At 57.8% G+C, this 13240-nt stretch carries 15 protein-coding genes and 1 pseudogene; 10 read left to right on the top strand and 6 right to left on the bottom strand.

The genetic code is table 11. The features are described 5' to 3' along the window. Positions 1-38: 38 nt before the first annotated feature. Positions 39-2039 carry a BCCT family transporter gene (locus tag EO133_RS13995; protein ID WP_127073268.1) on the bottom strand — a complete coding sequence of 667 codons (2001 nt, stop codon included), beginning with the start codon at positions 2037-2039 and terminating at the stop codon, positions 39-41. Between the two features lie 203 nt (positions 2040-2242). Between EO133_RS13995 and EO133_RS13990 the strand changes: the two genes are divergently transcribed. Then, the gene (locus EO133_RS13990; RefSeq protein ID WP_127073267.1) at positions 2243-2680 is read left to right on the top strand and encodes a GNAT family N-acetyltransferase; all 438 of its coding nucleotides are present in this window, start codon (positions 2243-2245) and stop codon (positions 2678-2680) included. A 33-nt stretch (positions 2681-2713) separates the two neighbouring features. On the opposite strand, the gene aroQ is transcribed toward EO133_RS13990, so the two are convergent. After that, entirely contained in the window at positions 2714-3157 is a 444-nt protein-coding gene (gene aroQ / locus EO133_RS13985; RefSeq protein ID WP_127073266.1) for a type II 3-dehydroquinate dehydratase, read from the bottom strand. A gap of 146 nt (positions 3158-3303) precedes the next feature. Between aroQ and EO133_RS13980 the strand changes: the two genes are divergently transcribed. The 4 genes from EO133_RS13980 to EO133_RS13965 all read left to right on the top strand — a co-directional run bounded on the left by EO133_RS13980 (position 3304) and on the right by EO133_RS13965 (position 5816). Then, on the top strand, positions 3304-4458 hold the full coding sequence (locus EO133_RS13980) for a fumarylacetoacetate hydrolase family protein (protein ID WP_127073265.1): 1155 nt from the start codon (positions 3304-3306) through the stop codon (positions 4456-4458). A gap of 11 nt (positions 4459-4469) precedes the next feature. Continuing rightward, positions 4470-4925, top strand: a complete 456-nt coding sequence (locus tag EO133_RS13975) for an RbsD/FucU family protein (RefSeq protein ID WP_127073264.1) — start codon at positions 4470-4472, stop codon at positions 4923-4925. A 74-nt stretch (positions 4926-4999) separates the two neighbouring features. Next, on the top strand, positions 5000-5473 hold the full coding sequence (repC, locus tag EO133_RS13970; RefSeq protein ID WP_244640605.1) for a replication initiation protein RepC: 474 nt from the start codon (positions 5000-5002) through the stop codon (positions 5471-5473). 91 nt (positions 5474-5564) lie between these two features. Further along, on the top strand, positions 5565-5816 hold the full coding sequence (locus EO133_RS13965; RefSeq protein ID WP_127073262.1) for a WGR domain-containing protein: 252 nt from the start codon (positions 5565-5567) through the stop codon (positions 5814-5816). Positions 5817-5825: 9 nt separating this feature from the next. Here EO133_RS13965 and EO133_RS13960 read toward each other — a convergent pair. From EO133_RS13960 to EO133_RS13950, 3 genes and pseudogenes are all read right to left on the bottom strand, one after another. Further along, positions 5826-6035: pseudogene (locus tag EO133_RS13960) on the bottom strand (recombinase family protein); the annotation flags it as partial. A 613-nt stretch (positions 6036-6648) separates the two neighbouring features. Beyond that, positions 6649-7062: a VOC family protein gene (locus EO133_RS13955; RefSeq protein WP_371870901.1), complete on the bottom strand. Its 414-nt coding sequence runs from the start codon at positions 7060-7062 to the stop codon at positions 6649-6651. 90 nt (positions 7063-7152) lie between these two features. Continuing rightward, on the bottom strand, positions 7153-7812 hold the full coding sequence (locus EO133_RS13950; RefSeq protein WP_127073261.1) for a DNA methyltransferase: 660 nt from the start codon (positions 7810-7812) through the stop codon (positions 7153-7155). Between the two features lie 93 nt (positions 7813-7905). On the opposite strand from EO133_RS13950, the gene EO133_RS13945 reads away from it, so the two are divergent. The 5 genes from EO133_RS13945 (at position 7906) to EO133_RS13925 (ending at position 12845) form a co-directional block, all read left to right on the top strand. Continuing rightward, on the top strand, positions 7906-8505 hold the full coding sequence (locus EO133_RS13945; protein WP_127073260.1) for a YcxB family protein: 600 nt from the start codon (positions 7906-7908) through the stop codon (positions 8503-8505). A gap of 6 nt (positions 8506-8511) precedes the next feature. Continuing rightward, a complete protein-coding gene (locus EO133_RS13940; protein ID WP_127073259.1) occupies positions 8512-9402 on the top strand; it encodes a LysR family transcriptional regulator in 891 nt (296 codons plus the stop codon). Positions 9403-9500: 98 nt separating this feature from the next. Further along, on the top strand, positions 9501-10412 hold the full coding sequence (locus EO133_RS13935) for an NADP-dependent oxidoreductase (protein ID WP_127073258.1): 912 nt from the start codon (positions 9501-9503) through the stop codon (positions 10410-10412). Positions 10413-10428: 16 nt separating this feature from the next. Continuing rightward, positions 10429-12024, top strand: a complete 1596-nt coding sequence (locus tag EO133_RS13930) for an MFS transporter (RefSeq protein ID WP_127073257.1) — start codon at positions 10429-10431, stop codon at positions 12022-12024. A 134-nt stretch (positions 12025-12158) separates the two neighbouring features. Then, entirely contained in the window at positions 12159-12845 is a 687-nt protein-coding gene (locus EO133_RS13925; RefSeq protein ID WP_127073256.1) for an NADPH-dependent FMN reductase, read from the top strand. A 93-nt stretch (positions 12846-12938) separates the two neighbouring features. Here the strand turns inward: EO133_RS13925 and EO133_RS20755 are convergent, their stop codons facing one another. Then, a complete protein-coding gene (locus EO133_RS20755) occupies positions 12939-13163 on the bottom strand; it encodes an inositol monophosphatase family protein (RefSeq protein ID WP_188681846.1) in 225 nt (74 codons plus the stop codon). Between the last annotated feature and the right edge of the window lie 77 nt (positions 13164-13240).

Here is a 13240-nt window from a genome sequence, read left to right as displayed (position 1 = left end):
CCAAAAAAAGCCCGGAAAACCTCCGGGCTTTTTTCTGTTTAGGTGTTGGGCTCTGCACTGTGTTCAGGAGCGGCCGTCACAAGTTGCGAGGCAGGCGACTGCACAAGCATCAAATAGCGCTCGAACTGTACGAGAACGTCGGCAATCAGTTGGTCCTTGGTCATCCCCATCACGTCATAGCCACGGCTACCATCGGAGAAATAGGTCCGTGCCTCATGGCGAAAGCCCGGCTTTGCTGCCTCAAAGGCCGAGAACGCGGCCAAAGGTTGGGTTGATGGCATGATGCCGTAAACGAAATCGCGCATACCCTCGGCAGGAGCGGACAGTTCCACCGACTTGCCTTCTTCCAGCACTTTCACCTCTGCAACCCGGCCCCGCCTGCTCAACTCGGTTGCCACTTGTCCAAGCGCATCCTTCACGTCCTTTCCGATAAAGTCGGCAACTTCCTTTTCTGTCGGTGCATGCAGCATCAGCGCCAGGCGCCGTTGCCACGTTAGTCCCGAGGCAGGCTGCGCCGGTTGCGCCTGGCTGCCAGCCTGAGCGTCGGCCTGTGCGAGATCGGCGCGCATGCCCTTGTAAAGCGCCCAGACCAGAACCAGCATCACCATCGAAAAGGGCAGTGCGCTGGCAACGGTCGCGGCCTGAAGGGCGCCGAGGCCGCCAGCAAGCAGAAGGCTGGCGGCAACCACGCCTTCGCCGCCGCACCAGAAGACCCGCTGCCCGGTCGTTGTCTGGGTTTCGCCACCCGACGCGATCGTATCGACGACCAGTGAGCCGGAATCCGATGAGGTGACGAAAAATACCGCCACGAGGATGATCGCAAGTACCGACGTTATCGCGGTAAAGGGCAGGTAGGTGAAAAACTGGAACAAACCTACAGACACATCATCGAGAACCGCAGCGCTCAAGGCGCCACCGGCAATCTGGGTGTCGACAAAAAAAGCCGTATTGCCGAAAACGCTCATCCAGAAAAAGGTGAATCCTGCAGGGATAAACAGCACCGCCGTCACGAACTCGCGCACGGTGCGTCCACGCGAAATCCGGGCGATGAACATGCCGACAAAGGGCGACCAGGAAATCCACCAGGCCCAATAAAACAGTGTCCAGCTATCCACCCAAGGGGTCGGCTCATAGGCATAGATATTGAATGTCCGCAGCAAGAGCGTATCGAGATAAAGCCCGATATTCTGAACAAAGCTGCGAAAGAGATCAGCGGTTGGGCCGACCGTGAGCACAAACAACATCAGCAAAATTGCAACGATGAGATTGGTTTCCGAGAGGCGTCGAATGCCCTTGTCGAGGCCCGTAACCACTGAAACCGTCGCAAGAAGCGTTATGGCCCCGATAAGGCCGACCTGCACCATCGGCGCTATCGGCAGGCCGACAAGATAGTTCAGCCCGGCATTGATCTGGGCAACGCCCAGGCCCAGTGAAGTCGCAATGCCAAACATCGTGCCCACAATGGCGAATATGTCGACCGCGTGCCCGATCGGTCCGTTGATCTTGTCCTTGAGCAGCGGGTAGAGGCCGGAGCGGATGGTGAGGGGCAGATTGTAGCGATAGCCGAAATACGCCAGCGAGAGGCCGACGACCGCGTAGATTGCCCAGGCATGAATGCCCCAATGAAAGAAGGTGACGCTCATCGATTCCCGCATCGCGGCAACCGTGCCGGGCTCTGCCGTTGGCGGCAGCGCAAAGTGGGTAATGGGTTCGCCCACTGCATAAAACATCAGCCCGATCCCCATGCCGGCGGCAAAGAGCATCGCGATCCAGCTTACATATCCAAAATCCGGGGTCGAATCGTCGGGGCCTAGTTTCAGGCGTCCGAATCTACCGAGTGAAAACAGCAAAACAGATGCAAGAAATATTCCGACCGATAGCAGATAGAACCAGCCGAAACGCTCCAGAATTTCCGATTGCAATCCGGTGAAAATTGCTTCTGCCCGGCCCGGAAAAACAAGCCCGATCAAAAGAAACACTGTGATTATCGCCACCGATCCGAAAAAGACCGGCGGATTTATAACGAAACTCCTGAACACGAATGCCCCCTGTCGTTCAAACCCGTCCCGCAAACAGGATGCGGGCAAAGCGGGCTCCAAACATAACGACGCCCAGCTTTGTGCAGCACGTTTTCGGGTCTCAATCGTGCTTATGGTAGTAGTCGTGAGCAGCGATACAACCATTGTGGGAGATCGATGCAATCACTCTGGCCAAGACTGCCATGCCGCAGTAGATACGGTTCATGATCACATCGCCGCTCACACTCCTGCCTGTGCCCGTATTTTCCCCGCTATGCAATCTCGGATTTGCATTGCGTCGCGAGGTTTTCATTCTTGAGCAGAACGTGCCCGAAGAGTTGGAGCATGACGCCGACGATTTGACTGCCACCCACATTGTTGGCATTGCCGATGGTGCGGTGGTTGCCGTTCTGCGCATTCTCTGGAAAAGTGACTATGCCAAGATCGGTCGGGTCGCCGTTGCCCGGTCTCATCGGGGCAAAAATATCGGCGCGCAACTGATCCGGTTCGCAATCGACCATGCCAAGGATCAGGGCCAACCCCGTTGCTATCTGGAAAGTCAGGCCGACAAGACCGGCTTTTACGAGCGGCTGGGGTTCAACGCTTATGGCGAGATTTTCATGGACGCGGGCATCCCGCATCTGCGCATGAAGAACTTTTAGATCGCGCCATGCATGAAGTGAGGCGAGCAGAGCTTATGGCTTAGTCACAAGCCCACAAAGCCGCCGCGTCGCCAGCACATAGCCCTCGACCCCGAAACCCGCGATAACGCCGGTGGCGATATCGGACACATAGGAATGGTGCCGGAAGGCCTCGCGCGCATGCACGTTTGAAATATGCACTTCAAATAGCGGCATTTCGCATGTTGCCAGCGCGTCGCGAATGGCAACCGATGTATGGGTAAAGGCGGCCGGATTGATAATGATGCCGCAGGCAGTCGTCCGCGCCTCATGAATCCAGTCGATGAGCTGGCCTTCCCAATTGCTCTGCTCGAGCCGGACGTCCAGCCCGAATTCGCTTGCCACTTCGGCGCAGCCCTTTTTCACGTCATCGAGCGTGTCGTACCCGTAAATATGCGGCTGGCGGACGCCAAGAAGGTTGAGATTCGGCCCATTCAGCACAAAAATCGTCTTGTTCATGTCAGGTGCTTTTCCCCAAGCTCGCGCAACAGTCTCCGGCCGCATGGGTATCGGCTTGCGATGGGCAGCGCAAGTAGGTGCGGAACTAACATGCTTGACAGCAACAAAGGCTGCGTGATCCAACACGGCCAGTTTGGAGGACAGCTATGACAGAAGATCTGGTGCCATCGGAAGGTGTTTTGTTGGGGCGGGCATTTATTCCCGGATGCACCCACCCGCGGCTCGTCACCGTTCGCGACAGGAAAATTTTCGACATCACCACAGCCGACGCGCCAACCTCGCGCGATATCTGCGAACTGGGCAATCCGGCAGCCTATGTTGAAAGCATAAAGGGTCGTCACATTGGTCCATTGTCCGATATTCTCGATGAAAGCTGGAACGGTGCGCGCGACGGTTCAAGGCCTTATCTGCTCTCTCCGGTCGATCTTCAGGCAGTAAAGGCCTCGGGCGTCACCTTTGTTGTCAGCCTGCTCGAACGCGTGATCGAGGAGCAGGCCGCCGGAGACCCTTCCAAGGCGGCGGACCTGCGCAATGAAATCACCGCGCTTGTCGGCGCCGATCTGTCTCAGATCGAGCCGGGTTCGGACGCGGCAATGGAGGTGAAAAAGGCGCTGATCGAAAAAGGCGTCTGGTCGCAATATCTCGAAGTCGGTATCGGCCCGGATGCGGAGATTTTCACCAAATGCCAGCCCATGGCGAGCGTCGGCTTCGGTGCCGATGTTGGTCTGCACCCGGTTTCCAAATGGAACAATCCCGAGCCGGAAGTGGCTCTTATTGTTTCCTCGAAAGGGGAAATTGTCGGTGCCACTCTGGGCAATGACGTCAATCTGCGCGATGTCGAGGGCCGTTCGGCCCTGCTCTTGGGCAAGGCCAAGGACAATAATGCATCCGCTGCACTCGGTCCCTTCATTCGCCTTTTCGATTCCGGTTTCGGTCTCGATGATGTCAAGGCGCTTGAACTGACGATGACAGTCACAGGCGAAGACGGCTTTGTGCTCGACGGTGCCAGCTCCATGAGCGAAATCTCCCGGCCGCCTGAAAAGCTCGTTGCGGCAACCGTAGGCAGCCATCATCAATATCCGGATGGCTTCGTGCTCTATCTCGGCACCATGTTCGCACCCATCAAGGACCGCGATACCAAAGGCGGCGGCTTCACCCACAAACTTGGCGATGTGGTGGCGATCTCCACTCCGGCGCTCGGTACGCTCAAGAACCGCGTACAGCTTTCCACCCAATGTGCGCCCTGGTCCTATGGTGCCAGCCATTTGATGCGGGATCTGGCCAAGGCCGGACTTCTCTAGGAGAAAAAGATATGCTCAAGGGTCTCGATCCGGTTCTCGATGCGGACGCGCTTTATGTCCTGCGTGCAATGGGCCATGGCGATGATCTCATCATTGCCGATGCCAACTTCCCCGCCGAAACCATGGCACGCGGCACGATCTTTGGTCGTCCCATCCGCATAGGTTGCGGCACGGCGCGTGCCGTCAAGGCCGTGCTTTCGGTCATGCCCGTCGACACTTTTGTCGATGATGCGCTGGCGCGCATGGAGGTGGTGGGTAAGCCCGAGGAAATCACCGAAGTTCAACGTGAGGTTCTCGACGTCACCGAGCCGGGCGGCGTTACAATGATGGGTGTCGAGCGCTTCGCGTTTTACGAACGCGCCAAAAAGGCCTTCGCAATTATCCAGACCCAGGAACGGCGGTTTTATGGCTGCTTTGCCATCCGCAAGGGTGTGATCGATCCCAACGAGACGCTGCCCGGAGAATAAAAACCCGACAAAACGGCTCCAGAAATATATATGAAGCGAGCGGCAGCGATGAGGAAAACGGCGACATCAGGAGCTTGTCGCAAAGAGATTTGCCTTTGGGGATTGTTCTCGATGCGTGTCCCGGACTGAAAGACCTGGCCGCTGGTAGAGAAGTCCGGCATTGGCGTGATTTCCTGGCCGCGGCAGAAATAGCACCACCGATGTTGGGCATCAATCCAAGCGCATGGCGTGATGCGACAGAGGCGATGGGAGAGCGGCAAGCGGCGATCACTCTGGCTGCGATTTACCAGAAAGGCGCGCAGATCAACGATGCCGGCGGTTATCTGCGCAGGCTGACAGACCGAGTGCGAGACGGAAAGTTCACCACCTGGCCAATGATCATGGCGCTCTTGCGTGCCGATCTCGATAGCAAGGCCAGTAGTGGCGTTTCCGAGATCGGCGGCGATCGACGGGATCTTGCCAGGCAGCATCTGGATGCTGAGGAGCGGCGACAATCCACGGTGCCAGTCTCGGATGCGCTGCGTCAAAGTCTTGAGAAGCCGAAATGACAGATATACGGCCGACAGCTGATAACTCTCTGGGCTTGCACGGGGATTCACGTTCGATCATGATTCGCTTCTCGAATTCGGAGCGGCGAAAATGGCGGGTGAAAGCAATGCAGATCACGGCATCGACCTTGTCCGCATTGATCCTGAGCGCAACATGCGGCGCTTCTACTCCATGCGTTACGAGAAAGACCTTTTCGGCCAATGGCTCCTCATACGGAGGTGGGGGCGTATCGGGCGATCATGCCAGACCAGGAAGGATCTGGCTGAGAGTTTGGAGAGGGCTCGACAGGCCGCGCAAAAGCTTGCCGAGAGCAAGATGCGGCGAGGCTATAGGCAGACATAAATTTGGCCGCTACAGAAGGGCCTGGTTCACTTCCTGTCTGTCTTCCACCAACCCCAGCCTCCTCGCCCGATCGAGCAGGTTCTTGACCGGAGACGCCGCCCATTTGGTTCCGCCGCGGGGCGTTCTTTCATGCAAACGCTCCAGCTGAGTAGCGATCTCGCGCAAGGTGAGGTCAGGATTGGCCGAGTGCATGCCGGCAACCAGCGTCATCAGTCGATCGTTTGTAAACGTCTTTTAAGGCATTGACTGCCCTCCCCATCGCTCAAAAGTGCCCGGAAAACGGGCTCTCTCGTCGATCTCAGCATCGACGGCCGTCCCGTTGTACACTCTGAGAGCCCTGGCGTTTCTATATAGTACGCGCGCGAGAAATTGCGTCCGAGTAACGGAACGTAATCACAGTATAGCTTCCGTATCGTAAAAAAAGGCACGCAAAAACAGTAGAGTAGGAAAGTAGGTTTGTGTCCTGCGAGGCCAGAATTCGGGGCAGGGGAGGGGCTTTGTCGTTTTTGACTAAGGATTTCAATTGAAGCGCTAAGCGGACAAAATTGAAATGCTAAGCGGAAAATCATGCACATCGGTCGGGCCAGAAAGTGCCGGGAAACGGGACTTTCCAGTACATGAAGCCTGGAGTCGGCATTGCAAAAAATGAATGCGCCGCCGGCCTGCAGTCTGTCGAACTCACGCCGTAAGAACTGTGGTGAGCCAACTCCTTGCTTGGTGGCTGGCTGGGATTCGTACCGCTTGCGGCGCTTGCCGATTGTCTGAAATTGGGCTGGAGACCGGATTGGCAGCTTCTGGCGCCGCAGATTGAAAAGCCGACAATTAAGGCGAACTATCCGCCGAAAACGTCGACGCCCTTCTCCGGGTTGGCGCGATAATGTGCCAGCCGCGTTTCCAGCGACCCCAGATGAATTTCGAGCTTGTGTCCGTCTGGGTCGAGGAAATAGGTAGAAGCGCCTTCGCTACGGTTCTCCCTCCAGATAGTGGCTTGGGTGCTTATCCGGTCATGCAAGCCAGCGTAGGCGTCATCAGAAACGCTGAACGCAATATGGGTATAATCTGGGTGAGGAGTGGACCGCGCGTGCTGATCCTTCGATAGGCAAAGCCAGAGGTCGCCAGCCTCCAGATAGGCACCATCCGGCCACACTGCTCGGACATTAAAACCAAGGACATCGCGGTAGAAAGCAAGAGACCGCTGAACGTTGGTTACCGCCAATGTGACGTGGTTTAATCCCGTGATAGCCAACGGCGATCCTTCCAATTCTGTAGCCGTTCAAGCGTTGCACGGACGCTTAGCGCCCGATGATGGCGGCTTTTCGGCATTCGTTGTCCAAGGCTATTCGTGACGATGCGTCTTAGGAGGATTGGGCGTGAAAACCAGCATTGCGCTCCAGTTGACCCCCGGTCCAGCGGGCCAGTCGCTGTTGTGCGTGCGGATAATCTCTGCCGTTTGGATGAAGACTTCGCCGAGTAACTGAGTGAACTGTGCAACTAGCGGTCGAAAGCCATCCTTGGTCCTGACATTAGAGACTTCGATGACCATGTGACCATCAGGCCGCACCCGCGTGGCGAGTCGCTGAAATATGTCTCGCATGTCCTCAAAGTAGGTCGAACCCCACGGGTCGTCGCGCAGGTGGACGGTTGGATAAGGAGGGCTACAATAGAGCAGGCTTACTGGCGGCAGCGAGGCAACCTCGACATCCTGCACTCTGCTTGCAATTACCATGTGCGGCGGTGCGAACGTCCTGTGTAGATGTGCGACGCGTTCAGGATTTACCTCGATACCGATCACCTTTCGCCCGGTCTGCGATCCAGCGGCGAAGGTAGTGCCGAGGCCGACGAATGGATCTAGGACAGTATCGCCGGGCGAGGAGAAAGTTTCCAGCACGCGAACCGCGAGCTCGAGCGGAAATCGATCTTCGGCAAATCCCACGAATTCAGTCGGCTCAAGGCGGTCATCGATGGTCCACACTTCGTTCATGGTCTCAAGCTGCATTCTTTCGCAACAATCCGCAATACTGGAGAGTGTGACACACTTCACCCAGCGAAAGCGATTGTCTGTTTTCGCGCAGCGGCGGGAGATGGTTTAATGGCCACAATTGCGCCGAGTGCTGCCTGTCCGCTTATGCCTAGGCGCGACCCGGACTGCTCGGTTATCGTAGGCATTGACACGATTCGCAGCAAACACCGTATTGATCTGATGGTCAGCTTCACGATCTCCTCCGAAGACTATGCGGACGCCCTGCGCCTCCATATGCGGCAATACTGGGTGTGCAGCCTCATGCCCAAGCTGTTCATGGCAGTGCTTTTGTTGCTCTGCGTTGCGGCGATAGTCCTCTCGGGGATCGAGCCTACAGTCACCAGCGCTGCGATCGGCGCCATGATCGCCGTGGCCTGCCTGCCGCTATTGAGCTATTTTGTCGTGCTGCCGTATCGGGCGCGTCGGACCCATAGACAACAAAAGACCCTGCACTACCCAGTCGAGGCGGCCTGGGGCGAGCAAGGCTATTCAGCATCTACCAAAGATACATCAGGCACCATAAGTTGGAGCGATTATTTTGGCTGGAGCGCCGACAACAGAATGATCCTTTTCATGCGATCGCCGACTTTGTTTCAGATGCTGCCGCGCCGTGCATTTAGGCTGGGTATTGAAACAACAAGGCGGTCTGAAAGTCGCCGTGGAGGGTAAGAACGCATGGCAACGTCGGGTCTCGATGCAATCGCCATATTCATAAAGGTAATCGAATCCGGCAGCTTTGCCAAAGCTTCGCTCGCGACAGGGGTTCCTAGATCGACAGTGAGCGCACGCATCGCGGAGCTGGAGGCCCGATTGGGCGTCTCGCTAATAAAGCGCACAACCCGGAGCCTGCAACTCACCAATGTCGGTCAGGACTTCTTCGAGGTAACCCGACGCAGCCTCGAGGAGATCGAGGCGGCAGAGCGAGCATTGCGGGGCAGCCAGACCGAGGCACGGGGAAAACTGCGCATCGCAGCGGCGACCAATATGGGCGAAGGTCCGATCGGAAATGCCATCGCAGATTTCCTCATGGCTTACCCAGAGATCGAGATCGAACTAGAACTCGGCCAGCGACGGGTGGACCTCATCGCGGAACGCTTCGACCTGGCGCTCAGGCTTGGGGAGCTTGACAATTCATCTTCGCTCATTGCTCGACCGCTCGGCAGCATCGCCAGGCAATTGATGGCGAGCCCCAGCTATGCTGCTGCTCATCCCATCCGTCATCCACACGAGCTCAATCCGCGCGATGTGATAGGATTTGCTGCGGAGCATTCCGTCGAGCTGTTCCATGAAGGTGGCGAGCGACATCTGCTAGATTGTCGAGGTCGCATTCGGGCCAATCGGATGACTGCCATTCGTCATCAGGCTCAGCGCGGCATGGGTGTTGCGCTGCTGCCGACGGCGCTAACCCTCGATAACACCGACGCCTCCGGGCTGGTGGTCATGCTGCCCGAGTGGAAGACGACGAGCTTCCCCGTCCATGTCCTCTATGCACGCCAGTACGCACTACCGCGTCGAGCTCGGTTATTCATCGATTTTTTGGTCGAAGCGCTGGAGATAAATCGCTGATTGTCCATCAGGGAGGATAAAGCTTCCCAAATAACCCACTTCCGGACGGTTCTTCGCGCCTGCATCTTCTCCTGGAAACTGACAGGAGTGTTGAGATCATGCGCGCCGCTATTTTCCGTGAGTTCGGCCCGGCCAATGTGCTTGAGGTTGCCGAGATGCCAATGCCGAAGATCGGCTCGAAGGACGTGCTGGTGCGCGTGTACGCGAGCGCGGTGCAGCCTTTCGATGTCGCTGCACGCGCGGGCTGGATGCCCAGCACGGCAGAGGTGCGATTGCCGGTCATTACCGGCAACGAGTTCGCCGGTGAGATCGTAGCGATGGGCGCTGACGTTGACGGCTTTACCGTTGGCGACCGCGTCTCGGGTCGGCACACCTTCGGCTGCGCCGCGGAGTATCTTTCCGTGCCAGCCACCGACATCGCCCGCATCGCACCAAATCTCAGCTTTGCACAAGCTGCCTATTTAGGCGGAACGGGGCAAACCGCGCACATGGCGGTCGAGTTCCTCAAGGTCAGGTCCGGTGACACCTTTCTCATCCATGGTGGCTCGGGCGGTGTTGGGTCCATCGCAGTCCAACTCGGCGTCCTCGCCGGGGCCCGCGTCCTCGCTACGGGCAGCGCGCGCAATCAGGGCTATCTGCGTGCACTGGGTGCCGAAGCGATCATCTATGGCGAAGGGTTGAAAGATCGCATCGAGGCTGCCGCGCCCGAAAGCGTCTCCGTTGTCCTTGATTGCGCAGGCGGGGAAGCACTCGACATCACTATTGCACTCGGCACTGACAAAGCCCGCATCGCGACCATCCGCGACTATAAGCGCTACAAGGAACTCGGCGTGCAATGGCCCGTGGGCGAGCGCAACGGAACACGACTCGCAAAGCTGATGGAGCTGGCCGCCGCGGGCGAGCTCATTGTGCATATCCGCAAGACCTACCCGCTTGAGGCCATCGCCGAGGCCCATCGCGAAGTCGAGACGGGGCATGGGCCCGGCAAGATTGCCGTTCTAATTCCTTGATAGTAGAGAAATTTCAATGGCTTCCACGGTTTCTCTGACCTCCGGGCGTCTTGACTTGCGTGCGCGGCTTGTAATCGCAGCGCTAATGCTTGGCCTCTTTATCTCCGCACTCGACTTCATGATCATGACCGTGGCGCTGCGCACAATTGCGGACCAACTCGGCGGGCTGAGCTTTCAGGGCTGGGCCACATCATCGTATGTCATCGCGTCCACCATCACCGCGCCGCTTTACGGCCGTCTCGCCGATCGCTTCGGCGGGCGCCGGATTTACATGGCTGCGCTCGGCTTATTTCTATCTGGATCAGCGCTTTGCGCCCTTTCCGGTTCGATGCTTGATCTTGCCCTGTGGCGTGCAGTGAAGGGGCTCGGTGGAGGTGGGCTAATGACACTGGCGCTGACTATCATGGCTGACATGCTCTCACCCGAACTGCGCACCCGCTATGCCGCCTGGTCGGGTGTGGTCTTTACCACCGCCTCGCTACTGGGCCCCGCGCTCGGCGGGTTTTTTGCCGGGATGGACGAGATCAGCGGCTTTGCCGGGTGGCGCTGGATGTTTCTCATAAATTTGCCGCTGGGACTTCTGCCCCTGCTCGCCGTAGCAGCGTTCGCGCCGCGCAAGGCCGGGCGCGAGGGAAGACCAGTGGACCTTGCGGGTGCGGCTTTGATGGGCCTTTCGGTCACGCCCTTGCTTGTCGCATTCGATTTGGGCATGCGGAGCGGACCGGTACCAGTCACATTGGGTCTGATGGCTGTCGGATTGGTCTCGCTTGCTCTGCTCGTCCGGGTACAATTATTTAAGGGTGACGACGCGTTGCTGCCTCCGCGCCTGTTTCAGCATCGTGCTTTCCTCGCGCTCAATGGGCTCAACATCACGCTCGGCATGGCGTTGTTCGTCGCCGCAGCGGTGGTGCCGCTCTACCTGCAGATCGTAAAGGGTTTTCCGCCCACGGTTGCGGGACTGCTGCTCGTGCCGCAATCCCTGATGACGACAGTCGCCGCGTTGCTGGCGGACCGCTTGGCCGTTGCCAGCGGACGCTATCGCGTTCTGCTGATCTTTGCCTCTATCGGTTGGGCATTCGCTGACCGTGACTCTCCGATCTGGCTGCTCGTGGGCGTTGTTATGTTGCATGGTGCGGGTATGGGAATGGCGCTGCAAATCCTGCTCATCGCCATGCAGAACGCCGTGCCGTCGTCAATGCTCGGTCTCGCCAACGGTCTCTACGGCTTCGGTCGCCAACTGGGCGGGGCAGTGGGCGCTGTGCTCGGCACGCTGGTTCTGTTCCGTTTCGCAGACCAATCCGTGCATCAGGCGCTGCCTGTACTGAAAGACAGTGTGCTGCTCGCTGCTGCTTCCGACGATGCAAGCCAGAAAGTTGTCGCTGCGGCACGCGGACTAGGCAGGCTGGACCTCAACGATACCGGCTTCCTCGAAAATCTAGACGCCGCACTCGCCGCGCCGGTCCGCCAGGGCTTTGGCGAAGCGACATCAAAAGTCTTCTTGCTGGCTTTGGCACTCTTTGGCCTTTCGATTGGTGCGGCGGCCCTGGTTTCCAATCGGACACCAGCCGATGAAGAGAATGAAGGAATGGCTGGCAATTCGCGCTCACCGTAATCTTCGGCATCCATCGTACGGCAAGGTCGCGGAGGTGGCGGCGTGCCCCGCCAGTGCTTCGCGATGGCCTCCTCCTTCTCCGCCTACTTTTCCGCTGGCGATAAAGACGCCTCACTTCATAAAGGAATCCACACATGCAAAAGCTTCGCATCGGCATCATCATCAGCACCACGCGGGAGGGGCGTTTTGCCGATAAACCGACCCAGTGGCTGCTCCAGCATCTCGCAATGTTTCCTCAGATCAGTGCCGAAGTTCTCGACCTGAGGGATTATCCGATGCCGTTCTTTGATGAGCAGACTTCGCCCGCCTATGCACCGCCCAGGTGCGCCGAAGCTCGCGCATGGGCAGCGAAGGTGGCGGAGATGGACGGCTTTATTTTCGTAACGGCCGAGTACAACCGGAGCGTACCAAGCGTGCTCAAGAACGCGCTCGACTACGCCTATCACGAGTTCAACCGCAAGCCAGCGACGTTCCTCGGCTATGGCGGTGTCGGCGCCGCGCGCGCGATCGAGCAACTTCGTCTCATCTGCGTGGAGCTCCAGATCGCCCCTCTGCGCAATGCCGTTCATATCGGGATGGAGCAGTATCTGGCGGTCGCCAGCGGCGACCGGCGGCTCGAGGACTTCGATTTCCTCGATGCCAGCGCCACCTCAATGATCCGAGACCTTATCTGGTGGACGCGCGCTTTGGGGCAGCGTGTCGCGAGCAGGTGGCATAGGAAAAAGAGTCTGCTTTCAGAAAATGCTCGGGTGCTTGTAATGACCGACTTGGCCTCGATACCTGCCGGTCATTGGAGCTCGGGAATGGCAAGGCGGGGGTGAATAACTGCCGTTCACGCGGTCGACCGGTGATGGCGGCTGTACCCGAAGAGCTCAAGCGCGATGGGCAAAGGGGCCGCTCACGGTCCGAGTGATCTATGCTGCAGATATCTCTTCCGGCTTATCGCCAAAGGCAATAAACCAGGAGTTGGCTAGGCTCTCTTGGTCATCAATGTCTGGTTGTCGATAGCGATAATCACTGCCCCATACATTCCGTAAAACTCCTCCAGCCGCGCTGAGAACAGCATGGCCTGCAGCAATATCCCATTGCATGGTCCTGCCAAATCGTGGGTATATATCGGCAGCTCCCTCAGCGACCATACACAGCTTCAATGATGATCCTGTCGCTTGGCAGTTAATCGCGAGAATGCGGTCGTTTCAGTCATGTTGTGCTGTTA

The organism is Pelagibacterium lentulum, assembly GCF_003992625.1.
GTDB lineage: Bacteria > Pseudomonadota > Alphaproteobacteria > Rhizobiales > Devosiaceae > Pelagibacterium > Pelagibacterium lentulum.
The sequence above is the reverse complement of the archived record's forward strand: the minus strand, read 5'-3'. Positions and strand labels throughout refer to the sequence as shown.